At 60.4% G+C, this 26,391-nt stretch carries 27 protein-coding genes; 13 read left to right on the top strand and 14 right to left on the bottom strand.

Features of this window, described 5'->3' with window-relative positions; translation table 11 throughout:
- The 3 genes from GSQ89_RS26915 to GSQ89_RS39445 all read right to left on the bottom strand — a co-directional run bounded on the left by GSQ89_RS26915 (position 1) and on the right by GSQ89_RS39445 (position 1,085).
- Positions 1-390, bottom strand: a complete 390-nt coding sequence (locus tag GSQ89_RS26915; RefSeq protein ID WP_158931063.1) for a hypothetical protein — start codon at positions 388-390, stop codon at positions 1-3.
- Between the two features lie 223 nt (positions 391-613).
- Positions 614-877, bottom strand: coding sequence for an oligopeptide/dipeptide ABC transporter ATP-binding protein (locus GSQ89_RS26910; RefSeq protein ID WP_254073386.1), 264 nt, complete (start codon positions 875-877; stop codon positions 614-616).
- Positions 768-1,085: a hypothetical protein gene (locus GSQ89_RS39445; protein WP_254073395.1), complete on the bottom strand. Its 318-nt coding sequence runs from the start codon at positions 1,083-1,085 to the stop codon at positions 768-770. The genes GSQ89_RS26910 and GSQ89_RS39445 overlap by 110 nt, the downstream gene beginning before the upstream one ends.
- A gap of 115 nt (positions 1,086-1,200) precedes the next feature.
- Between GSQ89_RS39445 and GSQ89_RS26905 the strand changes: the two genes are divergently transcribed.
- Complete coding sequence (locus tag GSQ89_RS26905) at positions 1,201-1,974, top strand: FadR/GntR family transcriptional regulator (protein WP_158931059.1); 774 nt, start codon at positions 1,201-1,203, stop codon at positions 1,972-1,974.
- 434 nt (positions 1,975-2,408) lie between these two features.
- Here GSQ89_RS26905 and GSQ89_RS26900 read toward each other — a convergent pair whose 3' ends face one another.
- The 9 genes from GSQ89_RS26900 to GSQ89_RS26860 all read right to left on the bottom strand — a co-directional run bounded on the left by GSQ89_RS26900 (position 2,409) and on the right by GSQ89_RS26860 (position 12,263).
- Positions 2,409-3,878, bottom strand: coding sequence for a DUF1254 domain-containing protein (locus tag GSQ89_RS26900; protein ID WP_158931057.1), 1,470 nt, complete (start codon positions 3,876-3,878; stop codon positions 2,409-2,411).
- A 20-nt stretch (positions 3,879-3,898) separates the two neighbouring features.
- The gene (locus GSQ89_RS26895; protein ID WP_158931055.1) at positions 3,899-5,302 is read right to left on the bottom strand and encodes a DUF1254 domain-containing protein; all 1,404 of its coding nucleotides are present in this window, start codon (positions 5,300-5,302) and stop codon (positions 3,899-3,901) included.
- Between the two features lie 148 nt (positions 5,303-5,450).
- Positions 5,451-6,980, bottom strand: coding sequence for a DUF1254 domain-containing protein (locus tag GSQ89_RS26890; protein ID WP_216856420.1), 1,530 nt, complete (start codon positions 6,978-6,980; stop codon positions 5,451-5,453).
- Positions 6,981-7,006: 26 nt separating this feature from the next.
- Entirely contained in the window at positions 7,007-8,338 is a 1,332-nt protein-coding gene (locus tag GSQ89_RS26885) for a DUF1214 domain-containing protein (RefSeq protein ID WP_158931053.1), read from the bottom strand.
- A gap of 32 nt (positions 8,339-8,370) precedes the next feature.
- A complete protein-coding gene (locus GSQ89_RS26880; protein ID WP_158931051.1) occupies positions 8,371-8,934 on the bottom strand; it encodes a YSC84-related protein in 564 nt (187 codons plus the stop codon).
- A gap of 159 nt (positions 8,935-9,093) precedes the next feature.
- Entirely contained in the window at positions 9,094-9,381 is a 288-nt protein-coding gene (locus tag GSQ89_RS26875; protein WP_158931049.1) for a glycine zipper family protein, read from the bottom strand.
- Positions 9,382-9,406: 25 nt separating this feature from the next.
- Positions 9,407-9,793: a Rap1a/Tai family immunity protein gene (locus GSQ89_RS26870; RefSeq protein ID WP_158931047.1), complete on the bottom strand. Its 387-nt coding sequence runs from the start codon at positions 9,791-9,793 to the stop codon at positions 9,407-9,409.
- Between the two features lie 39 nt (positions 9,794-9,832).
- Positions 9,833-10,822 (bottom strand): DUF2950 domain-containing protein, encoded by a 990-nt coding sequence (locus tag GSQ89_RS26865; RefSeq protein ID WP_158931045.1) that lies wholly within the window; start codon positions 10,820-10,822, stop codon positions 9,833-9,835.
- Positions 10,794-12,263, bottom strand: coding sequence for a DUF3300 domain-containing protein (locus GSQ89_RS26860; RefSeq protein ID WP_216856419.1), 1,470 nt, complete (start codon positions 12,261-12,263; stop codon positions 10,794-10,796). The genes GSQ89_RS26865 and GSQ89_RS26860 overlap by 29 nt, the downstream gene beginning before the upstream one ends.
- Before the next feature lie 337 nt (positions 12,264-12,600).
- Between GSQ89_RS26860 and GSQ89_RS26855 the strand changes: the two genes are divergently transcribed.
- The 12 genes from GSQ89_RS26855 to GSQ89_RS26800 all read left to right on the top strand — a co-directional run bounded on the left by GSQ89_RS26855 (position 12,601) and on the right by GSQ89_RS26800 (position 24,855).
- Complete coding sequence (locus tag GSQ89_RS26855; protein WP_158931043.1) at positions 12,601-13,800, top strand: hypothetical protein; 1,200 nt, start codon at positions 12,601-12,603, stop codon at positions 13,798-13,800.
- A 206-nt stretch (positions 13,801-14,006) separates the two neighbouring features.
- Positions 14,007-14,990, top strand: a complete 984-nt coding sequence (locus GSQ89_RS26850; RefSeq protein ID WP_216856418.1) for a transporter — start codon at positions 14,007-14,009, stop codon at positions 14,988-14,990.
- Complete coding sequence (locus GSQ89_RS26845; protein ID WP_371734294.1) at positions 14,953-15,996, top strand: formylglycine-generating enzyme family protein; 1,044 nt, start codon at positions 14,953-14,955, stop codon at positions 15,994-15,996. Before GSQ89_RS26850 ends, GSQ89_RS26845 begins: the two co-directional genes overlap by 38 nt.
- On the top strand, positions 15,993-17,657 hold the full coding sequence (locus tag GSQ89_RS26840; RefSeq protein WP_254073385.1) for an arylsulfatase: 1,665 nt from the start codon (positions 15,993-15,995) through the stop codon (positions 17,655-17,657). Before GSQ89_RS26845 ends, GSQ89_RS26840 begins: the two co-directional genes overlap by 4 nt.
- A gap of 27 nt (positions 17,658-17,684) precedes the next feature.
- Complete coding sequence (locus tag GSQ89_RS26835) at positions 17,685-18,695, top strand: HAD family phosphatase (RefSeq protein WP_216856416.1); 1,011 nt, start codon at positions 17,685-17,687, stop codon at positions 18,693-18,695.
- 8 nt (positions 18,696-18,703) lie between these two features.
- Complete coding sequence (locus tag GSQ89_RS26830; RefSeq protein ID WP_158931041.1) at positions 18,704-19,663, top strand: MoxR family ATPase; 960 nt, start codon at positions 18,704-18,706, stop codon at positions 19,661-19,663.
- Positions 19,663-20,616 carry a DUF58 domain-containing protein gene (locus GSQ89_RS26825; protein WP_158931039.1) on the top strand — a complete coding sequence of 318 codons (954 nt, stop codon included), beginning with the start codon at positions 19,663-19,665 and terminating at the stop codon, positions 20,614-20,616. The genes GSQ89_RS26830 and GSQ89_RS26825 overlap by 1 nt, the downstream gene beginning before the upstream one ends.
- Positions 20,606-21,067 (top strand): DUF4381 domain-containing protein, encoded by a 462-nt coding sequence (locus GSQ89_RS26820; RefSeq protein WP_158931037.1) that lies wholly within the window; start codon positions 20,606-20,608, stop codon positions 21,065-21,067. The genes GSQ89_RS26825 and GSQ89_RS26820 overlap by 11 nt, the downstream gene beginning before the upstream one ends.
- Complete coding sequence (locus tag GSQ89_RS26815; protein ID WP_158931035.1) at positions 21,061-22,056, top strand: VWA domain-containing protein; 996 nt, start codon at positions 21,061-21,063, stop codon at positions 22,054-22,056. The genes GSQ89_RS26820 and GSQ89_RS26815 overlap by 7 nt, the downstream gene beginning before the upstream one ends.
- Positions 22,053-22,964: a VWA domain-containing protein gene (locus tag GSQ89_RS26810; protein ID WP_158931033.1), complete on the top strand. Its 912-nt coding sequence runs from the start codon at positions 22,053-22,055 to the stop codon at positions 22,962-22,964. Before GSQ89_RS26815 ends, GSQ89_RS26810 begins: the two co-directional genes overlap by 4 nt.
- The gene (locus tag GSQ89_RS26805; protein WP_158931031.1) at positions 22,961-23,578 is read left to right on the top strand and encodes a tetratricopeptide repeat protein; all 618 of its coding nucleotides are present in this window, start codon (positions 22,961-22,963) and stop codon (positions 23,576-23,578) included. Before GSQ89_RS26810 ends, GSQ89_RS26805 begins: the two co-directional genes overlap by 4 nt.
- A complete protein-coding gene (locus GSQ89_RS26800) occupies positions 23,575-24,855 on the top strand; it encodes a BatD family protein (RefSeq protein ID WP_158931029.1) in 1,281 nt (426 codons plus the stop codon). The genes GSQ89_RS26805 and GSQ89_RS26800 overlap by 4 nt, the downstream gene beginning before the upstream one ends.
- Here the strand turns inward: GSQ89_RS26800 and GSQ89_RS26795 are convergent.
- Both GSQ89_RS26795 and GSQ89_RS26790 read right to left on the bottom strand, forming a co-directional pair.
- Positions 24,852-25,694 carry a hypothetical protein gene (locus GSQ89_RS26795; RefSeq protein ID WP_158931027.1) on the bottom strand — a complete coding sequence of 281 codons (843 nt, stop codon included), beginning with the start codon at positions 25,692-25,694 and terminating at the stop codon, positions 24,852-24,854. The genes GSQ89_RS26800 and GSQ89_RS26795 overlap by 4 nt on opposite strands.
- A gap of 44 nt (positions 25,695-25,738) precedes the next feature.
- Positions 25,739-26,389 carry a response regulator transcription factor gene (locus tag GSQ89_RS26790; protein WP_254073384.1) on the bottom strand — a complete coding sequence of 217 codons (651 nt, stop codon included), beginning with the start codon at positions 26,387-26,389 and terminating at the stop codon, positions 25,739-25,741.
- Positions 26,390-26,391 lie beyond the last annotated feature (2 nt).

Here is a 26,391-nt window from a genome sequence, read left to right as displayed (position 1 = left end):
TCAAGCCCCCTTGAACCGCGGAGAATGTTGCGCGATCGGACTGGCGTTAGAGGTCAGCACCATCGTAAAGCCGTGGAAGAAGTGTTGCCGCGTGCCGTCCAGACCCCCATGCACACTTCGGTCGCCCGGAAAGTTTCCCCCTGCATCCCCTCTATTCGAGTCAAAATTCGCTCCCGCACAGAATGACGGGTCCACACGGGTTAGGGCAATGACACGGATATTGGGATCATCGTCACCTGACCGCATGTATTCGTCGACCTTGGCGACCGTGCGGTTTTCCTCGACTGTTCCGACCAGGGCGTTCAGCCGTTCAGGGCAGTTGAATCTGATCCACAGGATACAGTTGTCCCCGGATTCATATAGCCAGTGATCGACCAGTTTCGGTCCCATTCTCGTTTCCCTTTATACGACCGCTTCGGCCATCGCCGCGTAGACCGGGTGCGCGTTGCCACACAGTGGCGGAAGACAGCGCCACTCGGCAAGCTGGTGGCTTCCGCCCGTGATCGACAGCCGGCCCAACACAACGCCAAGGGGACACGCCACGATGCCGAACAGCTACTGAACCCAAAATACCGTATCACCACGGCGCCCATACGGTGCCCCGGGCTGGCTATCATTGCTTCAAACATGCCACCTGATGGCCAGACCCGACCGTCTGCAGCAACGGCACCGTTTTTTTGCATGCCTCATCAGCGATCGGACACCGTGTGCGAAATACGCAGCCAGACGGTGGGTTCAGTGGGCTCGGCATTTCTCCCACCAGGATCTTACGCTGTTGCTTTGAACGTGGGTCGGGTATCGGGATCGACGACAACAATGCAGCCGTGTACGGATGGCGCGGCTGATCGAATAGCGTCGACGCGGGTGCGATCTCCATAACACGCCTCAGATAAAGTACTACGACGCTTATCCGTGCGCGCCGTGATCGGCGCGCCGGCGGGGTAGCTGATCGTCTCCAGGTCATCCATGCCACGCTGGATGATGGAATCGATCCAATGATCTTCCAGGTATGGGAACAGGGACCGCAGGTTGGGCACTGACGGGTGCACGTCGCAATCGATCGCGCCACGGTCAACGAAGCTCATCGTACGGACACCCGCGTTATCCTCCAGCGTTGCCAGCAGGCTATCGGCAGGGAAAACCAGCCGTCAAGGGGTCAGATAGCTTGACATCTGGTAGCGCACTCGTCTTACTCCCGGCATGCCGGTCAGGACCATCCGCACGCAGCGGCTGTATGAACAGATTGCTGCCCAGATCGAGGATCTTGTGCGGCAGGGAGAGTTAAAGCCGGGTGATCGCCTGCCATCCGAAGCGGAGCTGGCGCGCACCCTGGGGGTCAGCCGGCCGTCCGTGCGCGAGGCAATGATCGCACTGGAGACCGTCGGCTTGGTTGAGGTGCTGACCGGCAGTGGCACCTTCGTGCGCGAGGTGGCACCCGCGCATCTGAACCTTCCTTGGGCGAGCGGCCGCGAGCCCGGCCCCGGCCTGTTGGAGCAGTTCCAGACGCGGCAGGTCATTGAACCGGAGTTGGCCGCGCTGGCAGCCAAAGTCGCGAACCCGCAGGAAATCGCGGCGCTTGGTGCGATCGTCGATCGGATGGAACAGAAGCTTGGATCGCAGGCCTCTCTGCACCCGGATCATCTGGCATTTCATGTGAAGCTAGCGCAGGCGTCGGGCAACCTGATCCTCGCCAACCTGATGCGCACACTGTTTGTCGCTTATGACGATCCGATGTGGAGCACATTGCGGACGAAAGCTTACGCGATCGCCAATCTTCGCAAGGGGATCATATTCCGACGGCAGCTTGTTGCGGCGCTGACGCGGCGCAATGCCGTGGAGGCCCGAGCCATCGTGCGGCGACACCTCAATCGTCTTTATGACTTATACTTTGGCAGTGTCACAGAAGAGCTGACCAGCGAGGATAAGAAGGCGACAGGCGGTGAACTCCACGAAGCCGTTTCGACAGGTCAGTAGAGACCGTCTCAAATCGGTTCTGTTGCAACGTTTGGACGTTGGCCGTGAGTCATCTGCGAGAGGACGGCCTGCCTTTAGATGCAGTTATGAAAGAGGGTATTGAAAGCGAAACCGCGAGGAAGCACCGTGACCGAGAAGATCGAGGCAACCGTTCTGGCCGCAGTCGCGGCTGTCGGTAGCTTGATTGGATTGGTGTCATTGGCTGCGTAAGCGGTCTCGAGCCGCGCACTGATGGACGCAGTCTGAGGGAGGCCGCGACAGGCATCGTTTTCGAAAAGCCCCCCTCGCAGGCAAGACCGTGCTCGTGACCGGGGTCCCGTCTGTGATGAAACTGGGCACTGGACGGTTGCCATAACTGTTTGAATGCCGCAGGCAGGTCCGATTTCGGACGCGCAATTGGGTTCTGTCGGCAGCCATCGCGGCATGAAGAGCTGCTACGCGTGAGGCTCAATATCCGGCAGCGTCCAACTCTTGTCGAAGAATGCCTCGGTTGGTCCATACCAACGGAAATAAGCAAACCAACCTCTGCCGGGCAGCGTCTTGACCCAGTTGGCTTTCGGATCGGCCGGAGACTGTGGACCGAAGTTGATGTCGACAGAACCGTCGGCGTTGGCCTGCAGTTTGTCCTTGCTCGAGATGCCCGCTTTCATCGTATCGGTCTGCACCATCGACCGTGTCAGGACATCGTATACGGTGACCGCCCAAAATTCCTTGGCCGGCACCTTCGCCGGAACGTGGAGAACGTAGGACTTGCCGCCGTCAAGCCATTGGCCGGTTTTGTCCTTTGCCGCGCTCATGTATTGCGAGCCCGCGCCGACAATCGGCTTGACCATTCCCTCGGCGACCGTGATCGCCTCGAAAGTGTAGTCGGTCCGCTCATCGAGTTGGCTATAGTCCTTCGCCTCCTGGTCAGGGTTGAGGGTCAAGACCCACTCCCAGTGTGTGCCCGGATAGGACGACGCGTTTGCAAGGCGCGGTGCCATGCTCAGGGTCTGCGCCATGACAAAGCCGACCTGCGCCGCGTCGGTCAAAATTTGCCTTTGGCGAGCGTCCGGCTGGAACGACTTGCCTTTCTCGATCCCGAGGGGCAGCAGCATGGCATGGAAAAACCGATCGCGCTCCTCGACAGGCTCCTTGTCGAGCACGTCGGCCAGAAGTTGCCAATATTCAAAGCTACGAGGAGCGATCGAATCCATCGGGCGACCGCCAGAGACCACGATACGCGTCTTGGGAGGATTGCCGGCTTGCGAGAGCGGATAGACCTTTATACCGGCCAGCGTTTCCCCGGCTGCTTTCGTGTCGCCGTTCTTGACGAATGCCCGGCCGACAAACATCGCTTCGTTCGTCTTCGAGACAGCTTGCAGGTATCCTGCTGGAACGGTTCCCGTGTAACCTGGGGGGACCAGAAGGAATTTGCCACCCTTGCCCTTATCGGGGCCGAATGGTCCCACTTCAACGACCGGTCTCTGCCAAAAATCGTCGATAACGCCATAGACCCCGGTGGGCGAGTCAATGACGACCGGACCGTCCCGACCGAGATCGACGAAGACTGCGGCATAGATCGTCGTGTCGTTGGCGGTCAGGGCCTTGATGGCGGGTGTGGTGTAGCCGTCGACGACACCGACATCATTGAAATCAACGCCCCAATCGCGTTTGTTGGCGCGTCGCAAAGCCTCCATGGCTACGATCGGCGTAGCCCATACGTAGACTTGAGCGGCGCGTTGGAAGTCGATCGCGTCATACAGCTTCTTGACCGAGTCATTGCTCGGGTAGCCATTCTGCAACTCGATCGTGCCGATGCGGGTCTGCATCGTTCCATTGAGGACTGCGGCATCGTCGGCAAGCGCGGCACCAGCTATGGCGAGAAGCGAGACGTTCGTCAGAATGATGGTTCGGATACGCATAACTTGCTCCTGCTGCTGCGTTAGTCCACCTGCAAATCCGGTAGTTTCCATGTCTTCTCGAACAGAGCTTTGGTCGGGGCATAGAGTCGGAACATCACCTCGAAAGGGCGCTTTGGGTCTGTAGGCACCCAGTTCGATTCCTTGCCCGCCGGGGCCTTGGGACCGAAATAGACATCGACCGAACCATCGCCTCCCTTTTGCAGTTCAGCGATTTGCGATGAACGGCTCGCTCGCGGCATATTGCGGATCAGGGCGTGCGTCTCGCGATCGTAGGCCGTTATGGACCAATATTGCTCGATAGGCGGATTCGATGGCACGGTCAGGCGATAGGTCTTGCCCCCATCAAGTGCGTTGCCATCCTTGTCCCGAATGCTGATCAGGTAGAACTGGCCCGCACCCAGGCGCTTGATGCCGATATATGCATAGCTGTAAGCGAGGCCGCGATCATCGACAGGATACGCGTCGGGTTCGGTAAACCCAGCTTGTGCGGACTTTATGAGAGCGGGTGGCGCCGGAAAGCTCCAATGCGTACCTTCCCAAAATTGAGGAAGACCTGCGTCGTATTTCGCTTCCAGCCAGGCCCGAGCCTCTTGGGCGCCGGTTTCGAGGATTGCCTTGGTTTGCGCGTCTGGTTTGAAAGGTTTGCCCTTTTCAATGCCGAGTGATTTTAGCTGATCGATCATCACCCGGTCGCGGTCGATCCACGGCTCGCTCTGCACGATACGATCGAGCCCTTCGAAAAACCGCAAATTATAGCGAATGGTGGAATCGAACAGCACATCGGCGGCGTCGGCGAATGCCGTTTGTGGTGGGTTGTCAGCTTGCGACAATGGATAGACCTTGATCCGCTTGCCATAAGCCACCGATTTGACGACATCAGCATCGCTGTGACTCTTCAGGTTCGAACGCAATAACGCGTAGCTGCCGTAGGTGCCTGCTTGCAAAGGGATGTAGCCATCGGGGATCTTGCTGGCGTAATCCGGCGGCAGGATCAGATATTTCCCGCCTGCGCCTTTATCCGCGCCCATCAATCCCGTGTCTTCGAGTGGCACCTGCCACACATTGACGATATTCCCGTTGAGTGAGCCGTCGTCGCCAGCCGGCGGAACGTCGATCACCATTGGCCCGACATTTTTGGTATTGATGAACGTCATGAAGTAGATAGCGTCGGGATTGGGCGTGAGCGTTTGGTTGTGCCAGTCGAGTGGCCGGCTCCAATAGACGATCTGATTGACCTTGCCGTTGGTCTTGCTGAGCATTTCCTGGAGCATGAAGTCATAGTTGACCGCTGGCATGCCCCAGATGACCGCCTCAACCGCGCGTCGCTCGACCGTGCGGCGGTTGAGATCGGTTGTGCTGGTCTGCGCGGTCGCACCGTGAGCAACGAGCATCGAAACACAAGCCGTAACGATCATCCTGAACATGCGGATATCTTTCCCATCAGCGTTTATTCGAGAAGCCTGATCCTTGAAGCCCACTTAGGTTGTGCATCAACGAACTTCCGAACGCTGCCGCCCGCAGGTTCAGGTCGGACGACATGCGCGAAGCCTCCGATCGCTACCCGATCTCAACTTAAGTCGCGCGGACGGCCGCCGGCGGTATCCAGGTGCCGTCAATCACCGGGACCCTCGGCCAATAGGCGCGAAGGAAGAGGGTAAAATCTTCGTTCGAAGGCGCGGGCAACCAGTTTGCTCGCTTGTCGTCCCCCGGTGGATCGGATTGAACGTAAATCGTCAGTGAGCCGTCACTGCCAAGCTTGAGGTCCTTGTTTTTCGTTCCGACCGAGTAGCGCTTCATCACGTTCGGGACGAAGAAATGCTGCACATCGTAAAGGGTCAAGGACCAGAAGCCTTCGACAGGTGGAGTGCGGTCTTTCGGAAAAGTGACAGTGTATCGATTGGCGCCGTTGAGCCTGCGCCCATCACCATCAAGATCCTGGTAGAAGTATTTCGTCTCGGCCGGCGCATTGACCAGGATGTTTGACTTCGCCACGGCCGTGCGCGTGAAATAGTCGGTTCCGAACGCGGCATTGTTGTTGGTCGAGCTCCAGTTGTTGCCGACGGGCACACCCCAGTTCCGGAACTGAAGCAGCGGACTGACTAGCTCCTCCTCTACCCTCTTTGCCTCGTCAATGGCCCCCTGTTTAAGGGCGGGATTGTTCATCAGCGCTGCGAGCAACGCCGTCACCTGTGCGTAGCGCGCCTCCTCGCCCGGAAGCGGCGGCGCATCCTTCAGGACGAGCGATAATTCATCGAAGAATTTTTCCGGAAGGACCCATTTTGTTTCGCTACCAGCCGTATCGTCCATCGGTGACTTGAGCGTCGGCAGCTTGCGCCAGTCGTGCGTCTTCGGCCTGCCGTCAAACCGGTCAAGCGAGTACATGTCGATCCCGGCGAGCAGTGGTTGGACCGCCTCACGATCCTCGGGGCTATCGTCCATGAACACGCGCGGCCCGACAAACGCAGTGCCGGTTTTCGCCCGAAAGACCTTTGCGATGCCTTTCGGGACCTGTCCCTTCCAATTCGGTCCGACCAGCAGGTAGAACCCTGGTAGCGTTCCGTACATCTTGCCGATCTGAGCGAAGCTGTCGGTGCGCAAGTCAACAACCTGGCAAACCCAAAACCGATCGCCGAAATCCGGCACCTGCACGACGACCGGCGTTTCGTCGAGCGCCGCGATGCCGCCGCCATAGACAACGTCTTGGTTCGGGCATGCGACCCAGCGTTCTTCCGGTTTGACGTAGTCGCTCAGCATCGCCAGCGAGTTCAGCGGCGCGAAGGGCAGAATGCCGTTCATCAAACCCACCTCGGGCGCTTGTTTAAAGGCGAGGCGCCGATTGTAGATGTTCATCATCGGCCAAGCCCAAAAATAGGTGTCCCCTGCCACCAGCCTGGCGAATTCCGGTGTGATCTTCATCGCGTGGTCAGGGGCGGACGGAAGCGCCCGCGCCCAATCCGGGGACGGTGAGATCGCCGAGAGGCCAGCTTCCTGCGCGTGAGCTTGCTCTGTCGCTTCGGACGCTGAAACCAAAGCCAAGGTCGCGGATGCCCGAAGCAAAGCATGGCGGCGGCTAAGCATGGATCGTTCGACGTAATCGGTCACGGTTGAACCCCCGCTTCAGTTGCCCCCTACCGCACCTTCACCAGACCTGGCGGATAATAGGTGCCGTTGGCCACCCCATCGATTGGCCCGTAAAACCGGAAAGTCAGGTGATAAATCAAGCCCTTCCGGGTCGGAAGCCAATTGCCGTCCGGCGCCTCCGCGGGTTTGTCGGCTGCGAAATACAGGGTGAGCGAGCCATCCCGGTTATATTGTGGGTTCGTTTCACGGTTGAGCAAAAACCGATTTTTTGCGTTGGGCAGCACACGGAAATGGACGGCATCCACCGCGATGACGGACCAGAAATAATTTGCGAATGACTGCGGGAACGTGTCCTTAGGAAAGGTCATCGTATAGACGCTATTGCCGTTCAGTAGTTCCCCGGTGCCATCCGTGCTGGCGCGATAATACAGCACCTCCGGCATTACATTGGCCCAGATGCCTCCATAGGTGATCAAGGTACGGGCCACGAAGTCGGTGTTGTAGTTGCCCACTACGGCTGGGCGCGCCCAGCCGTTGACAATGACGCCGTGTCCAATCGTAGGTCCATACTTGGCGAACTCTCCACGCCCTTGCTCATCAACGATCTTGGCGACGCGTTTACGCTCCTTTCGGCTTTTGATCGCACTGCCGATGGCACGGGCGTCAGCCGCGTATTTCTCCAGTCCCGGGTTGAGATCTGGCTCGCTATCGAGTGCCGCGTCCGCAAAATCGAACGCCTCGACGCCCGGCAATTTTTCCAGGTCAAAGATCGGTGTTTTAGGAATTGCCAGCAATTGCGGTGATCCCGTTACTCTGAGGGCGAACTGGTGCTGAATCCGGACAGCCTCGCCCCAGTCGTCACCGAGTTCGATACGCAGGAGAACTCGAGCGTATTTCACCGGCAGATCGATGCGCTTCATCTCCGTCGGAAGCGACACGTTTGCGTTCCGCAAACAGACAGCAAACTCACCATCCGGGTGATGCGGAAAGACGCGTTCACTGATGTTGGCCAGCGTCTCGTCCCAGCCATTCAGGAATTGCACCGTATAGTATCGGCCGCTGATTTTCGGCACGGTGACGATTGTGCAACTGGTTTCGTCCACCGCGACCCACGCTTCCGAATATGCGACATCGAGGTTGGGATTCGGCCAGTCAACAGCGCCAGGTTTTCGGTGCACCAACTCGTTCCACTTAAATCCCTCCTTAAAATCGAGCTGCTGCTGCCGCAACACCAATAGACGGGTGAGGAGATACATCCACGCGTCCGCGACATCCCGATCTGAAATTTCCGGCGGTTGCGCCGCGACACTCTTTGGCGCGGGCGCCAGGGTTAAGCTCAAACCCAAAATTGCTGCGCAGGCGGTCCGAAGCATTTTCATGGGCGCCTCTACTTCAGTAACCACCTGCCTTATCATTCCGGCGGATTAATGTGGGTTATCTTCGATCCCTCCAGCCCGATACCAGCCATCAGCCCTCGCTGGCCAAACGGCACCGCATAGACATCCTGCGTCAGTGTCGTGCTGGTCAGGCTGGCGGCAACACCCTTGTCGACAATGACCACGCTGGGCCCCGAACCAATGGACCAGCCATCGCTGTCCTGTAGATACTTAAGCGACGCATCGGTCATGAAAAACATCGCGTAGCTGAAGGTTTGCGCACCGGCCTGCAGGCCAAACGACGCCGCCCCGATATTGTAGTAACCGACGGTCTTGCCGCCGACACGAAGCACGCCGTCGCCGCCCTGACCACCGACCAGCAGGCCTGCCTTGATAATTTTCGGGAAGATCAGTATCGCCCGGGAACGCGCCCCCAGCCTGCGTGCCGAATGCTGCGTGGAATAAAGCCTTTGCAACGCCCAGCTTGCATTCGCATTAATCTGTCTGCCCGATGCCGCCCACGCTCCCGATATCCGAGTGAGGCTCGCGGCGAGTGCAACTGGCGTCATGATGAGGACGGAACGTCTGGTTGTCGCCATCGCTAAATTTCCTCTGTTCGTGGCTGAGCGCTCTCTCCAAACGACAAGCGCAACCATATGCATGAAACGATGCCGACAAAGACTGGCCTATATCACATCGCACTTCGATAGCGACCATACCTTCGGTACTTGGTCAGAACCGAAACCGCATGTCCGATTTTAGTGTGGCGGGTTCGGTGCATAACCGTTAGCACCGGCACTGTAGCCGGAACGGTATGACGCGGCCCTGTTCTTTTGCGCCTGGTCATAGATAAGGCCGCCGGCAAGCCCCGCCACCGCCCCGATGCCGGCACCCAGGCCAGCGTTCCCCGCGATGGCGCCGATAACCGCGCCACCGGCGGCACCAATGCCGGTCCCGGATACGGCTCGTTGTTGCGTCGGCGTCATATCCGAGCAGGCCGCCAGGGACAGGGCCGCCGCGGTGAGCATCAACATAATGCGTTTCATCGTGTCATCCTCGACTGCAGAAGCGTTATTTTTTGCAAGGATATTTTTGCGCGAGATAGAGAAACATGCCGTCCACCGCCGGTTCATCAAGGCGGGACGGATCCTGGTTCGCCCAGGAAACGAAGCTGGTCAGTTCCGCACCGCTGGGCGGCCGCGGATTTGGCAGGCAGAACAGCTTGCGTCCATGGCGCTGCTCGCCATGCGCGATTTCGACGATCACCGTGCCCTGGGCGAAGCCGTGGCAATAATTGATCGCCGCCGTCATCCTCGGATCATCGGGCGCGGGCGCGCAGACTGCGATCAGGTCCCGCACAGTCTGCGGCGGGAACTGGCTATCCTGGACAACGGCGCCGGCGGGGTAGGCAAGACCTGTCGTCAGTGCAATCCCCAAAGGCAAGAATGCGAGTTTCATATGTTACCTCCCTAACGAATCGGTCATCAAACCCAGCCGCTAGTGCGACCCGCTTTGATTTTCCGTGATATCCACGCGTGTCCAACTCAGGTCGGGATCGTATCGGACAAGGCCCGCTGCTCGGGCGGCAGTATCCGGACCAAGATCCTTCTGAAAAACTACGCCGTCCTTGGCAACTACGAACGTCATGATGCCGGAAGCGGCATATATGGCCGGCCAAGCCACCAGGGCGAACCCACCGGTCATGTGGCCGTTCTCTACGTAGTTCCGCGCGCCGTCAGGCGCACTGGCCCCCTGTGCAGTCAGGATACGAAAGAAATAACCGTGATAGGGCGTTGGTTTGCCGGCGACGAGTTCGCCGGGATAACCTTCTTCCTGCGCTTGCGCGACCAGTGCGGCAAACGGGCTGGCTGGTATGTTGGCTGCCGAAGGCCAATACAAGCCGTCGTAATTATGCGGTGTGCTGACAAGGTGCTGCGCATACACGGCTTTGCCGGTCGCCTGTTGCGACAGATCGGAATAAGCCTGCTGCGCGTCGACGTAGGCCAGGCAAACGCGGATGGCTTCGATTTCATCACGGCCGATCCGGCGATTAACAATCTCCTCCGCACCCTGCTCGGAGTCGAACATCCACATGCCGTTTTGGTGCACCAACGGGATCGGCAATGGCCAATCATTTTCCCCGACATGAAGGACCATGCGGGTATCTCCATCGGCCACCAATTCATGCTTGGCGTTGTAGGCATCGAGGAAGCGATGCCGTTCGGCTGCATCGCTGGTGGCATCGCCGGAACGGACCAGTGATGCGCTTCCCGGTCCGAGGATCGCGAGCAGCTTGGTGGCATTATCTGCCTGCGCCGCCTGAACCAACGCAGCAACGGCAGCATCGGCGCTGTCGAAGCTGGCCGGCGGGGCAGCCCCCGCCGCAACCGTAAGACCGACCAACGCCAGCAGTGCAGCGCCACGGATAAAATCTTGCAATGACACGGAGCGCGACCTTTTACCGACGACCACGGAATCCTCCTGCATGGCCCCCTCCTGCACGAAAACCACCGGCCTGGCCGCCGAACCCGTGGCTTTGGCCCCCTGCCCTAAAGCCACCGCCGCCCACACCGCTGAACTGACGACTCTGTCCCCCACGCTGGCCGAATTGCGCGGCGCTGCGCCCCTCATTCATGTTGCCGAATGCGCCGCCGCCCTGGGGTCGAAAGCCTTGCGCCGGACGGTTCATCGTGCCGCCTGCCCCGCCGATATTCGGCCGGCTGCCGGGAGTCATGTTCGGCCGAACACCTTGCGCCGGTCGTTGTTGGCCTGGCCGATTAACCAGGTTCCCCGGAACGCCCACATTCGGCCGGCCGATCGCGTTGGCCGGCAAACCGCCGCCGCGCGATGGCCGTCCCACCGGGCCCGCCATAGGTGGCCGGCGTTGCGCGGGCGAAAGGCCCCCGGGACGGTTCGACGCATTCCACACATTGGAATTGATACGCTGCCGGTTGACGTTGATATTGTTCCAGTTGTTGACGTTAACGTTGACGTTGCCGCGTCCCCAGTTAGGACTGGCCCAGCCCCAGAGCCCGGCTGTGACGGCGACGCCGGCGCCGAACGCCAGTCCCGCCACCAACGCCGTGCCGGCGACATAGCCCGGAGGCGGCGGCAAGTACACCGGCGGTGTCGAATATGGCCAAGTTCCGTACGCAACCGTCGGATTGTAGCTCGGTACGTAAACGACATCTGGTTGGGCGGGCTCAATAACCACCACCGATTTGCCCTCGTCCTGGCGGGTTGTCACAACCTGCTGCGGCGAACTTGCCAGTTTGCCGGCGGATTGAGCCTGCCGCCGCAACCGCTGCACGCTGTCGAGCACGTCCTGCTGCTGTTGGAGGAAGGCGTAACCGAGCTGCTGCATCCAATCGAGCTTGTCGTTCATTTGCAGCAGAACCTGGGGGAACGGCACGAGGGATTTGACGCTGGGATCCCAGGTCTCCGCCGCGAGCGCCTTGGTGAGCGCGTCGCCTTTCAGATCTTTATGCGCCGGATCCTGGATCCAACGCGCAGCGTCTACGACCTGAAGCGGAAAGGTGCTCGCCATGAGCAATTGCGTCAGAAGTGAATCGGGATACAGCGCGACAGGCGCCAACAGAGCATCGATCTGCTGCGTGTCGAAGGTCGTAACCTGGCTGTTCGCTTCAGGCGGCGCCGGCTGCGCACGTGGCATCGGCGTCCATGACGCTTGGAGGATAAGGCAGGAAGCGAAGACAGAAACCAAGCGTCTGATCATAGCGAGATCCTGACCACGACTTTTGTAGCGACTTATTGCGGGAAGCCGACAACCAACAAACCGTAGAAGTAATATTCCGAGAGTGGATCCAAAGCGCGCACACCCGTGCCGCATCGACCTGAGTGGAATCGGTCCGCCGCACGAATTAACACAAGGCTTGCAGATATTCTCGACGGAACCCTTCGCACGCAAGACGGGCTGATCCCAACAACTTCTTAGGGATTTAACGGATAGGCCGGAAGAGATCGGCGTGTCATGCCAAGACAAGCCGATTACGTATCGTACGTCGCCGATTTTGGCGGGCGCACACAGCCGTCAATACGTCACCAGGGAGTTGATAACAGGCGACCTAAGGTAAAATACGGATATCCATGCAGGTCACCGGGTCGGAACATTGTCCGATGGCGAAGCCTCGTGTCCGCGACGATCGGCCAAAAGGAGTTATAACCATGAGGTGGCTCTCTGACACTCTCCTCATGGATCGGCCCGCGACGTCGGTCGATCTCTGGCAGCGTGGACGCTGGCGGTTATGACGCGGGCTCCCGTAACGCAAGCGCTCAAAAGCGAGTCCGCCGTCATCCTGAGCTTGATGGAGGCCGGCCCGGGAACAGCCCTGCTGCGACGCCTCAGATTAAGTCCGCCGATGTCGGCGCGGGCGGGTGCGACGTTCGCCGTCGCGTTGATGGCGGTGACATGGTTGCCGCTCGCGCTGCTTGCTCTGGCTGATGGCGACGCGTTTCACGGTTTGGTGCTGCCATTCGTCTATGATTACGCGACGCATGTACGCTTTCTCTTTGCGTTGCCGATATTGGTGTTGGCGGAAATCCCGATCGCACGGCGCATCAGGAATACCGTTAACCACTTCCTCGCGGCCAGCCTGATTGAGGACAGCGACATCGAACGCTTTTCGGACGCGATCACTGACGCGATACGCCTGCGGGATTCGCGGATCGCCGAAGTGGTGTTGGTCGTGGTGGCTGGCTTAGCCTGCTGGCTCACGGTTCATAAAGGTCTGAGCGCAGGTGACGGGACCTGGTATCAGCCGACGATGGACGGTCCGTATTCTCTCGCGGGCCTTTGGTACATCTTCGTCAGCACGCCGATCTTTCAGTTTCTGTTACTGCGGTGGATCTACCGCATGATGGTGTGGACGAAATTTCTGTGGCAGCTCAATAAGATCGATCTACTGCTTACGCCGACGCACCCAGACGGGGCGGGCGGTCTGATGTTCCTCGGCAAGGCCGTCGTGCCGTTTGGCAGCATCATGCTGGCGCTCAGCGCGGGGGTGTCAGCGTCGGTTGCGACCAAGGTTCTGTCCACCGGGGCCAGGCTCGACAGCTATTGGCCAGTCTGCGTGACGCTCATGGCCTTATCGATCATCATCTTCGTCGGTCCCTTGCTGATTTTTAGCCCGAGGCTGATGGAAGTGAAACACCGCGGCCTTGCGGAATACGGCATTCTGGCCAGCCAATACACGCAGTCGTTCGACCGCAAATGGATACCGGCCGCCGCGACGACGGACGAGCCCCTCCTCGGAACAGGTGATATTCAGTCGTTGGCGGATCTCGGCAACAGCTTCGGGATGGTCCGCAAGATGAAATTTATTCCGATCGACCGCGCGGACATCATCGCTATCCTTATTCCGGCGGCATTGCCCGGGCTGCCGCTGGTCGCGACCGAGGTGCCGTTGCGTGTAATCGGCCAGCATCTCCTACACTTGCTGATTTGAGCGACGCGATCTCCATGGCATCGTTGCTTTACAGGCATTTCCGGGGTGATCCGAGGGATAACCCCAATGGCCAATCGGGAAGCCTCCGAAGACATTGCCCGAGCCGCACGATCAACTGGGACGACGTCCCGCGCGACAAAAGCGGTGGAGCGAGCACAATGGGCAGGGCTATGTCTGTTCGAGCGAGACGATACGGTGCGGCCTCGTTGCTGGCGGTCGCGGCGGCGCTCATTTGCCCTGCACCATCGTCGGCCGATGAAGGCGGTATCAGCTTTTGGCTGCCCGGCCTGAACGGCAGCCTCGCGGCAGTGCCCGGCGTGCCCGGACCATCGTTCACCGCGCTTTATTACTATACGTCGCTGAGTGCCGGCGGCGGCAAGACGTTCGAACTAGGCGGCAAAATCGTTGGTGGGCTCGGCGGGCAAGCCAACCTGGCCGCATTTGGGCCCACCTATACATTCGCGACGCCGGTCATAGGCGCTCAACTGTCGGTCAGCCTTCTGGGGATTGCCGGGGCTTCGACGGCGTCGGTCGACGCGACACTGACCGGTCCGTTCGGGCGATCAATCTCGGGAAGCCGCAGCGATGAAATCGGCGGCTTCGGTGATCTGATCCCGCAGGCGGCGCTGAAATGGAATAAAGGCGTGAACAATTTCATGACCTATGTCACCGGCGATATTCCGGCTGGCAATTACAGTTCCAATCGGCTTGCCAATCTGGGTATTGGCCACGCCGCGATCGATGGGGGTGGAGGTTACACCTATCTCAATCCCGCGACCGGCCGAGAGTTCTCCGCGGCGCTCGGTCTTACCTATAACTTTGAAAATATGACTACCCACTACCAGAATGGTGTTGACCTGCATCTGGACTGGGGCGCCTCTCAGTTCCTGAGCAAGCAGTTTCTCGTGGGCATAGTCGGATACGTGTACGCCCAAATAAGCCCCGACGGCGGGGCCGGCGCTACGCTCGGCAGTTTTGAATCGCGGGTCCTCGGGATCGGACCGCAGATCGGCTACATGTTTCCGATCGGTTCGGCCGCACAAGGTTACATCAACCTGAAGGGCTACAAGGAATTCGCGGCGCAGAACCGGCCGGACGGTTGGAATCTGTGGCTGACAATGGTGATCACGCCAGCGCCGCCGCATCACGAAAATGCGCAGGCTTTGCTGTTCCCGACCGGTCAAAGGTAAGCACCAACTCCGGAGAGATGTGCGCGTGATGCAAGCCACCAAGACACGACATCGACCGGCGATAGGGAAAAAACCCGATGTCGCGATGGCGTGGATTCCCGGCGGCACGTTCCGGATGGGCTCCGACACCCATTATCTCGAGGAACGTCCTGTCCACCGAGTGACTGTGGATGGCTTCCATATGGACGAAACCCCCGTCACCAACCGGCAGTTTTCCACCTTCGTCGCAGCGACCGGCTTTGTCACCTATGCCGAAATCCCACCCGATCCGAAGGATTATCCGGGTGCGCTGCCGCATATGCTGAAAGCCGGTTCACTGGTGTTCTCGCCACCGAACCATCCGGTTGATCCACGTGACTGGAGTCAATGGTGGCAGTTCCGCTTCCGCGCCAACTGGCGACGGCCCTACGGCCCCGGGAGTTCGATCAAAGGCCTGGACGATCATCCCGTCGTTCACGTCGCCTATCGCGATGCGAAGGCGTTCGCGACCTGGATGGGAAAGGATTTGCCGACTGAAGTCGAGTGGGAATTCGCCGCTCGCGGTGGACTGGACGGTGCCGAATTCAGTTGGGGCGAAGAATTTACGCCCAACGGCCAACCGATGGCGAATACTTGGCAAGGAACATTCCCGCACGAAAATCTGGCCACCGATGGCTACACGCGGACCTCGCCCGTGCGTGTTTTTCCGCCGAATGGCTATGGACTGCACGATATGATCGGCAATGTCTGGGAATGGACCAGCGATTGGTGGTCCACCCATCACCCCGACGACGCACCGAAGGCGTGTTGCGTGCCGGTCAATCCGCGCGGCGGGCCAGAAGAGGCAAGCCTTGATTCCAGGCAACCGAACGTTGCTATTCCACGCAAGGTGCTGAAGGGCGGCTCGCATTTATGCGCGCCAAACTATTGCCGCCGGTACCGGCCCGCTGCCCGTCATGCCGAACCGATCGACACATCCACCAGCCATGTCGGCTTCCGTTGCATAATGAGGAAGGAACAGCCATGAACGACCGGGATCAAAACGATAGAGATCAGCCGCGCTCGCGCCTCGGCCGGCGTGCCATGCTTGCCGTGGGTACTGCCTTGGCATCGTCGTTCGCCGGAGGGACCGTAAAGGCGCAAACGCAGGGTCAGGCTCAACCCCCAACGTCGGGTTCGGCCGACGTCAAGCCAAATATCCTGGTCATTTTCGGCGACGATGTCGGGCAATCGAACATCAGCGCCTACACGTTTGGACTGGTGGGCTACAAAACGCCAAACATCGACCGCATCGCCAAAGAAGGCATGCTGTTCACGGACTATTATGCGGAAAACAGCTGCACGGCGGGCCGCTCATCCTTCATCACCGGTCAGACGCCGCTGCGGACCGGGTTGTCCAAAGTGGGCATCCCGGGCGCCTCGGCTGGCCTCCAGAAGGGAGATATAACCATTGCGCAGGCACTCAAACCGATGGGCTATGCGACAGGGCAATTCGGCAAGAACCATCTTGGCGACAAGGATGAATATTTGCCGACCAACCATGGGTTCGACGAGTTCTTCGGCAATCTTTATCACCTGAACGCCGAGGAAGAACCTGAGCGCGAGCTTTGGCCGAAAGACGACCCCGCGTTCGTGAAGGCCATGTCTCCACGCGGTGTTTTGCACAGCTTTGCCGACGGTAAGATCGAGGATAGCGGGCCGCTGGATAAAAAGCGGATGGAAACCATCGATGATGAAACGACCGCGGCTGCCATCGACTTCATGGATCGCCAGGTTAAAGCGAACAAACCGTTCTTTTGCTGGATGAACACCACGCGGATGCACGCGTTCACGCATGTTCGCGCATCCATGCGCGGCCAGAGTGGTATGCCAGGCAACGAATACGCGGACGGCATGGTCGAACACGACGGCGACGTCGGGAAACTGTTGAAGACCGTGGACGACCTGAAGATCGCCGACAACACGATCGTCATCTATACCACCGATAACGGTCCCAACGAGTGGTCCTGGCCGGATTCGGCGGTATCACCGTTCCGTAGCGAGAAGGATACCAACTGGGAAGGCGCCTTCCGCGTACCGTGCATGATCCGCTGGCCGGGGCATATCCAACCGGGGTCGGTTTCGAATGATATCTTCAGCGGGCTGGATTGGTTCCCGACATTGCTGGCGGCTGCCGGCGATACAACGGTCAAGGACCGCTTGCTCAACGGCTGGTCGGTGCCGCCGACCGGTGCGAATTTCAAGGTCCACCTGGATGGCTACAACCAGCTGCCCTACCTGACCGGCCAGGAGCCCAAAGGGGCGCGAAACGAGTTCTACTATTTCAATGACGACGGCGATCTCGTTGCCATGCGGTTTGGCAACTTCAAGGCCGTGTTCGAGGAACAGCGCGCGCCTGGTAATTTGCTGATCTGGGCCAATCCGTTCACGCGCTTGCGTCTTCCAATGTTGTTCAATCTGCGTATGGACCCCTATGAGCGCGCCGATATCACTTCCGATCAATACTATGATTGGATGGCTAAAAATGGCTTTCTGGTTGGTGAAGCACAAATGAAAGCCGCGGCCTTCCTGGAAACATTCGTTGCGTATCCGCCGAGCCAGCGCCCGGCGAGCTTTAGCATCGATCAGGTACGCAAGGCCGTGGACAAGAAGATCGACGAATCATTCAAGAAACGCGGTCTGGAGTAGCCTTGGTACCACCCCGGGAAGAAAGCGGTGTTCAACCATCCGACCAGACGAACTACCTTGCTGGGGCTTACGGCGGCGATCGGTGCGTTTCCCCGCATCGGTCCCGCCTTCGGCCAGACTGATCCACTGCCATCCTGGAACGATGGCCCTGCCAAGCAGGCGATCGTCTCCTTCGTGACGCGAGTCACGACGCAGGGTGGCCCAGACTTTGTGCCGGTCGAACAGCGTATCGCGACATTCGATAACGACGGAACGCTGTGGTCCGAGCAGCCGGTGTATTTTCAGTTCGCATATGCGTTAGATCGAATCAGGGTGATGAGCAAAGATCATCCGGATTGGAAGGACAAGCAGCCTTACAAGGCGGTTCTCGAAGGCGACCATGCCACACTCGCCGCCCTGGGCGACAAAGGGACGATGGAACTGATGGCCGCCACACACACGGGGATGACCGTCGACGCGTTCGGCAAAGACGTCGCGGACTGGATGCGCACCGCTCGGCATCCCCGCTTCAATCGGCCGTACAGCGATCTGGTTTATCAGCCGATGCTGGAACTGTTGGCATACTTGCGCGCGAACGGCTTCAAGGCGTTTATCGTCTCCGGCGGCGGCGTCGAATTCATGCGCCCCTGGGTTGAGAAGATCTACGGTATCCCACCCGAGCAGGTGGTGGGATCAAGCGGCAAGGTCGAGTACAGGCTGGTCGGGGACAAGCCGGAACTGCTGAAACTGTCGCAGATCGAATTTGTCGACGATGGCCCCGGGAAGCCGGCGGGCATCAATCGGTTCATTGGCCGCCGCCCGGTGTTCGCCGCCGGCAATTCCGATGGCGACCTGCAGATGTTGCAATGGACCACGCTGAACGACGGACCGAACTTTGCGATGATCGTGCATCACACCGACGCGGCGCGCGAATGGGCTTACGACCGGACGTCGTCCATCGGCAAGCTCGACAAGGCTCTGGACGAGGCGCCGAAGCGTGGCTGGCTGGTGGTCGACATGAAGAGCGACTGGAAAGTGATTTATCCGTTTCAAAAATGAGCAACGATATGTCGCCGCGAGAGGCCATCATCGAAATTCAGCGGCGGGTCAACCAGTCCATCATCGGCCAGGAACGCGTGGTGGAACGCATCGTCATCGTGCTGCTCGCCAACGGCAACGTGCTGGTGGAAGGCCTGCCTGGCCTCGCCAAAACCCGAGCGATCAAGAGCCTGTCACGCGCGTTAGAGTCCGACTTCAGTCGTATCCAGTTCACGCCGGACCTGCTGCCGTCCGATGTCACCGGCGGGGAGATCTATCGCGGCGGCAATTTCGAATTCCGAAAGGGCCCGGTCTTCGGCAATCTGATCCTTGCCGACGAAATCAATCGTGCGCCCGCCAAGGTGCAATCGGCACTCCTGGAAGCGATGGAAGAACGTCAGATAACAGTCGCCGGTCAGCGCTATGGCCTGCCCGATCTGTTCATGGTGTTGGCGACGCAAAATCCCATCGAACAGGAAGGCACCTATCCGCTGCCGGAAGCGCAGAAAGATCGCTTTCTGATGCACGTAATGATCGATTATCCCGCCGATGCGGACGAGATCAAAGTGCTGCGCCTGGTACGCGATGAACAATCGCAACATCCTCGAACGCCGGAACCGCCACCGCTCCCGCGGCAGGTCATCTTCGACGCCCGACAGGAGATCGACCACATCAAGACCGCCGAGGTCGTGGAAAACTACATCATCGCCCTCATCGCTGCCACACGCCGGCCGGCGGAATTCGGCGACAAGCTGCGGCGATGGATCGCCATCGGCGCCAGCCCGCGCGGATCACTGGCGCTCGACCGTAGTTCACGGGTGTACGCCTGGCTGCAGGGACGCGACTATGTCTTACCGGAGGATGTGCAGGCTATCGTTCACGACTGCCTGCGCCACCGCATCTCGCTCAGCTACGAAGCCAGCGCCGATGGCGTCCGGACGGACGACGTGATCAACGAGCTGGTCAGGCAGGTGGCGGTCGCGGTGTGATGAGCGAACCGGCGCGCGCCTACGTGACGCTGGACGACCTGTTGAAACTGCGGCATCGCGCCACGGGTTTCAGCTTCCTGCCACGCCAGCCGGTACACAGCTTGCTCGCCGGGCGGCACGCATCGCGGGTGCGTGGTCGTGGCCTCGATTTCGAGGAACTGCGCCCCTACGTCGAAGGTGACGACACACGTGCCATCGACTGGCCGGCAACCGCTCGGTTTGGTCGTGCGCATGTCCGCATCTACAATGAAGAACGTGATCGCAGCGTCCTGTTGCTGGTCGATCAGCGGCTATCGATGTTCTTCGGTAGCCGGCACGCCATGAAGTCGGTGGCGGCGGCGGAGGCGGCAGCACTTGCAGCGTGGCGCATCACCTCACTGGGGGATCGCGCCGGCGCGATCATTTTTTCCGAATCCGATATCGTCGAAGTACGACCACGCGCCCGCGAAACCGCAGTACGGCAGATCGCCGGCGCCCTGGCGCGGCAAAACCAGGCCTTACGGATCGGCGCTGACAAGGCCGCCGAACCCGACCTGCTGAACGATGCACTACGCCGAGCCACCCGCCTGGCAACACATGATTGGCTGATCTGCCTGATCACCGACGCATTCGGCGCCAATGAAACAACCGTCGAACTGGTCACAAGGATGACGTCACACAACGACGTCCTGACCATCTTCATTCATGACCCGCTCGAAGCATCGCTTCCCGACATTGGCAACGTGGTCATGGCGGATGCTGCCAGCCAAATCGAGGTCGACACATCAGCCCACGGTCTGCGCGCGCGGTTCGCCACGGATTTCATTGCGCGACGCGATCGCATAGAAACGTTTTCCCGCGACCGCGCCATTCCGATCCTGCCAATTTCCACCGAACACGACGTGGTGGACCAACTTCGGCAGTTGCTTGGACGCAGGCTCGCTCGGGCACGCGGAGCTGGGCATGGCGGCTGATCCGGCTGACCTCGCCAATCTGCACGACATCGTGCTGCCGCCGGCTGTGCCTTATTGGCCGCCGGCACTGGGTTGGTGGATCGTAGGCTTTACGCTGCTGGCAATGGCATTGCTGGTGTTGGCGCGAAGCATGATGCGATATCGCCACAATGCCTATCGCCGCGAGGCGTTGCGTGAACTCGATGCGATTGGTCCCATCCGCGACAGCGCCACCGCGCAGGATGTATCGGCGGTGTTGAAGCGCGTGGCTCTGGTGACATTCGGGCGCGAGCAAGTCGCATCCCTCAGCGGCCGCTTCTGGCTGGCATTCCTCGATCGAACCGGCCCAGGCACTGTGTTCGGACAGATGCTTCCGCTGCCGGGGTTCGACGGGTCGGCTGATGGCGACATGATAGCAGCAGCCGCGCGCAGGTGGATCCGCCATCATCACCGGAATGACGGGTCATGCTAAGTCTCGCCTATCCGTGGCTGGCGCTAAGTCTGCCGCTGCCTTTGCTGGTCTATTGGCTGCTGCCGGCTCACGCAGAAAGCCGGCCGGGCGTGCAAGTGCCGTTCTTCAGTCGGCTGGTGGCTCTGACAGGTCAACAACCGCACGCAGGTGTTGTGATCGGCCGGCGCGGCATATGGCGGACGATCGTGGTGTGCGTCAGTTGGGGCCTGGCGATCGCTGCTTTGACTCGTCCGCAATGGATCGAGCCGCCCATCCATCACGACACACCGGCGCGCGATCTGCTGCTGCTGGTCGATCTTTCCGGATCGATGGACACCGTTGATTTCACCAGCGCATTAGGCGCGAAGATCGATCGCCTCAGCGCGGTGAAGCAGGTCCTGGACGACTTCCTGACCCGACGCAAAGGCGACCGGGTGGGCGTCGTGGTCTTCGGCAGTTCGGCATTCACACTGGTGCCGTTCACCAGCGATCTCGAATTGTGCCGCATGCTGCTGCGGGAAACCCAGGTCGGGATGGCCGGCCCACGCACCGTGTTCGGCGACGCGATCGGACTGGGCGTCAACATGTTCGCCTCCTCGACGGTATCGGCGAAGACAATCATCGCACTTACCGACGGCAATGACACCGCGAGCAGCGTTCCGCCGGCGCAGGCGGCGTTGATCGCCAAGGATCATGGCATCGTCATCTATACTGTCGCGATCGGCGATCCGACCGCGGCAGGCGAAGACAAGCTGGACGAGGCTGCGCTGCGCGACGTCGCGTCGGCCACGGGCGGCGGCTACTACAGAGCGCTCGATCGCGATGAACTCGCCAAGATCTACGGTCGGCTTGATACGATCGTGACCCGCAAGGTAGACACCGTCACGTTCAGTCCGAAAACCGAACTGTATTGGCTGCCGCTGGCCGCGCTGACCCTGTTTTCGATGTTGGCGCGAGCGTCACGCCTGGTGCGATGGCCGCGACGGCGTGAAGTGGCAGCGCCGATATGACCGTTTTCCACTTTTTGCGCCCCTGGTGGTTGCTGCTGGCGCCTGTCGCGGTCGCGCTATGGTGGCTGGAGCGTCGGGCCAGTGACACCACACAGAGGTGGCGGCGGGCGATCGATCCAGACCTGTTGCGGCATCTGATCGTGCGGGGGGACGTTGGCAGCCGTATCAGACCTCGCGACGTGCTGTTGGCTGGCTGGCTGGTGGCCATCATCGCGATGGCAGGTCCGACGTTTCGACAGGAGCCATCGCCGTTCGCCGATGCGGCACGGCCGGCGATGCTGGTTCTGAAAGTGACGCCATCCATGCTGACGACCGATCTGGCGCCGACCCGCCTGGATCGGGCTCGGCAGAAAATGGCCGATCTTCTGGGTATGCGAGACGGCGCACCGGTGGGTCTGATCGCCTATAGCGGGTCCGCACACTTGGTCCTGCCGCCGACGTCCGACAAATCTGTCGTTCTCGCCATGGCAGGTGCGCTGTCTCCCGACATCATGCCACGCGAGGGAGACACCCTGGCGGGCGCGCTGGCCCTGGCGAACGACGTCCTGCGGCGGGCAGGACAGGGCGGTTCCATCGTCGTGCTGGCCGATAACGTGGCGCGCGATCAGCTTGAAAAATTGCGCTCGACCGGGGAAGCACCGGTGACGTTGTTCGCGATGCGTCCGCCGGCGCAGGCAGATGCCGATCGGACATTGCTGGCGGCCGCCGATGCGCTGGACGCTGAATTTGTGACAACAACGATCGATACAGCCGACGTGACGGCACTCGCACGCCGGCTGAAATATGGCGGTGTGCCACCTTCCACTGCGGGTGAAGGCCAGCGGTGGGAGGAGGCAGGATACTGGCTAACGCCCATGATCGCCCTGCTGGCGCTGGTTTGGTTCCGGCGCGGCTGGTTGCTGGCATGAAGAAGCTGGTTCCGTTTGGCGTGGTGCTAGGCGTGAGCTTGCTTGCGCTGACATCCGCGACCTGGTGGTCCGGTTGGGCGGGTATCTGGGCCTCGCCGGATCAGCGTGGCCGTCGGCTATTCGACCGGGGGCGGTACGCGGACGCAGCGGAGACCTTTCTCGATCCCATGTGGATCGGTGCCGCCCTGATGAAGGCCGGCAACTTCAAGGACGCAGCAGGCGATTTCGGCGGCGTGGATACAGCGGAAGCCGCCTACGACCAGGGCAACGCGCTGGTCATGCTTGGGCGCTACGACGATGCCGTGGGGCGTTACGATCGGGCACTAGCGTTGCGCGCCGGCTGGAGCGACGCCGCGGCCAATCGCGAGATCGCACGCCTGCGGGCCGACCGGGTGCGCGCGAAGGGCGCTGACCCCAACGGCATGCACCAGAAGCCCGACTCGGTGGTCTACGACAAGACCAAAAAGGATCAGCGCCCTCCGGATACCGCGGATGCGACGGTTCCGATGAGCGACCAGGAGATCCGCATGCTGTGGCTGAAACGCGTGCAAACCCGGCCCGCGGATTTCCTGCGCGCACGCTTCGTTTTTCAGTTGCAGGCACAAAAGCGATGAAGGCGCTGTTTCTGGCTTTGATTTTTGTTCTGGCCGCGGCCAATGTTCGCTCGCAAACAGCCGGGAACGTGGTCGTCCGCACGGCTATGAGTCCGACCGCGGGTGCCGTCATAGGTCAGCCCATTCGGCTGCTTGTGGACGTGCTGTTTCGCGACAGGATGCCCTGGCCACCCCGCGTCGCGATCGGTGACGTCGCGGGCGCACAGGTGTTCCGGTTCGAGACCCAGGGGGTCACGATGCGTGACTCGATCAATGGCGAAAACTATGTCGGCCAGCGCTTCGAATTCGCGGTCTACCCAAGGCGCGGCGGAACGTTGGTCGTACCCGGCGCGATTGTCACATTGCTCGATGCGAACGGCGACCCAGCCAGTTCGGTCGTTGGCGAGCCAACTCATACGGAAATCGCCATTCCGCCTGGGGTGGATGCGTCGCAACCCGTCGTCGCGACCGACAGCCTGACCCTGGAGGAGCAATGGTCTCCTGATCCGAACGGTCTATTCAAGGCCGGCGACGCCCTGGTGCGCACCATCACGCGTTCGGCCAGCGACATACCCAGCCTCGCTATGCGTGACCTCGCCTTCAGCGCGCCTGCCGGTGTGCGCGTCTACACCGATCCTCCGGTGAGCAACGACACGGCCGAACGCGGTCAGGTCGTGGGGCACCGAATCGACCGAGCGACCTACGTTTTCGAGACGGCAGGACAGTTTGCACTACCCGATGTGACGCAACCATGGTGGCAGCTCAGTTCGGGGACGTTGCAGCGAGCCATCGGTGAAGGTCATGCTGTCGCCGTAGCTGCTGCGCCGGCCTTTGCGAAGCGGTGGGTTTGGAATCGGAGGGCATTGCGGAGCCCCACCATATGGATCGAGAGCGCCGGTGCGATCGCGGGGATGGTTCTGCTCATCGTTGCAGTTCTTCGCGCCCTCCGCTGGGCGCGTGCCGTCCGGACCGAGCGTCACCAACGGTGGATGCGATCGGAAGTGAAAGCTTTTCGTGATCTTTCGGACGCGTGTCGCGGGGCGGATGCCCGACTGATCTATCGTGCGTTTACCGTGTGGCGTGACCGTCTGCCGGTCAGCGCGCGGGTGCCCGCAATGCAACTGTCCTCCGAACTGTTCGATACTTTGTTCGTTGGAGTCGCCGGCCCCTGGTCGGAACCCCAAAGCCAGGCACTGTTGATGACGCTGCGGCGGTTCAGAGAAGATACGCTGCAGCAAACCTCGACGTCGGTGCCATCGGCATTGCCTCCGCTCAACCCCCCAGCGATCGTCCGCTAAATCGCGAACTGGAAGTTGAGCCCGGCGAAAATCTGCCACACCGGCACACCAACACCACTATGGATGACCGAATACTGCGGCTCCACGAAGGCGTTCAACGTATTGCCGTGCCCGAAAGCCCAGACCTTCCCGACGCCGAAGCCGACCGGGATGACGGTGGTATGGTTGCCGAGGTCGAGCGTCCATGTGCCGCTCGACCGAAGATAAAACCCTTTCGGCAGGTTATACGTGACGATCGGCTGAAAGGTCATCAACTGGGCGACCGGGCGGGAGTCGTCGCCGGCGAACGAGTGCTGATAGGTCACCAGCGCAGCGACCAAGCCCCATGATTGCGGTGCGACCGCCACCCCGGCGACGCCGGCCTGCCACTTGCCCGCGCCAGTATTCTTGTTGGTTGCCGTCGGCGCCACCAGCAGCGGACCCACGCCGAACAGGACGGGCTTCACCGGGATCACCACCAGATCGAACAGTGTCAAATCCCCGAGGCCAGTGTTAGTCCCGTTCGGAAAACCCGGATTTGTCGCGACCGGAAGGGTGAAGCGGATCAACTGTGGCACGCCAAAGGGATCGGCCGGCACCAGGCCTCGCAGCAGCCCCTGATTGGCCGACCGGCCGTCCACGCGATTCAATGACGGCAGGAAATAGTCCTGCAGGTTGAGGGTAATTTTCGGCGTAAGCGGGTTGTTGGCGGCGTTCGCGTCGGCAGCGATCGTGGCCTGATCCTGTACGTCATCCGCGTAGGCCACGACCGGTAGCATCAATCCCGACAGGATAACGAAACTGGCGGCTGCCCGAGACACCTGGATTGCCGATCTTTCGTTGTGGCTTAGGAATTTCATATCGCTTCCCCTGGCATTCTTGAACGCGGCGAAGCGTCTGCCGGTCAGAACTCCACGATCTGATTCCGAACGGCGTAGCGGACCACATCGACGATGGAGTTCGCGCCGATCTTGCGCATGATGGCGGCGCGATGCGCCTCCACCGTCTTCACCCCGATCGACAGGCGGCGGGCGACCTCTTTGTTCGACCGGCCCTCAGCGAGCAATTGCAGGATCTCTCGCTCTCTGGACGTCAGCGGATCGCCGGCGCGCTTCACCGTCGAGTCTTTTTCCTTCATCGCACTCAGGTAGCCAGCGAGAATGGTTTCGCTGACGCGCATGTTGAAATAGGGCCGGTGCGCCGCGAGCGAGGCGACGGCATCGATGATGTTGCGGGAAGCGTCGGACTTCAGGAGGTAGCCGCGGGCGCCGGCAGCGAGCATGTTGCGAGCCAGTTGTTCCGATTGGTGCATTGTGAACACCAGGATTTCTGTCGTGGGACGCGCTTTCAAGATCTGCCGCGTCGCCTCCAGCCCGTTCAGTTCCGGCATGCTGACATCAAGCACGACAATATCCGGCATCAGTTCCAAGCACATGCTGACGGCGTCGCGCCCATTCGTGGCCTCGCCGCAAATGGTCCAGTTCGGATGCTCCTCCAACAACCGGCGAAGTCCCTGCCGGACGACGTCATGGTCGTCAGCGAGCAGGATACGCACAG

The organism is Acidisphaera sp. S103 (assembly GCF_009765975.1).
Lineage (GTDB): Bacteria > Pseudomonadota > Alphaproteobacteria > Acetobacterales > Acetobacteraceae > Rhodopila.
The sequence above is the reverse complement of the archived record's forward strand: the minus strand, read 5'-3'. Positions and strand labels throughout refer to the sequence as shown.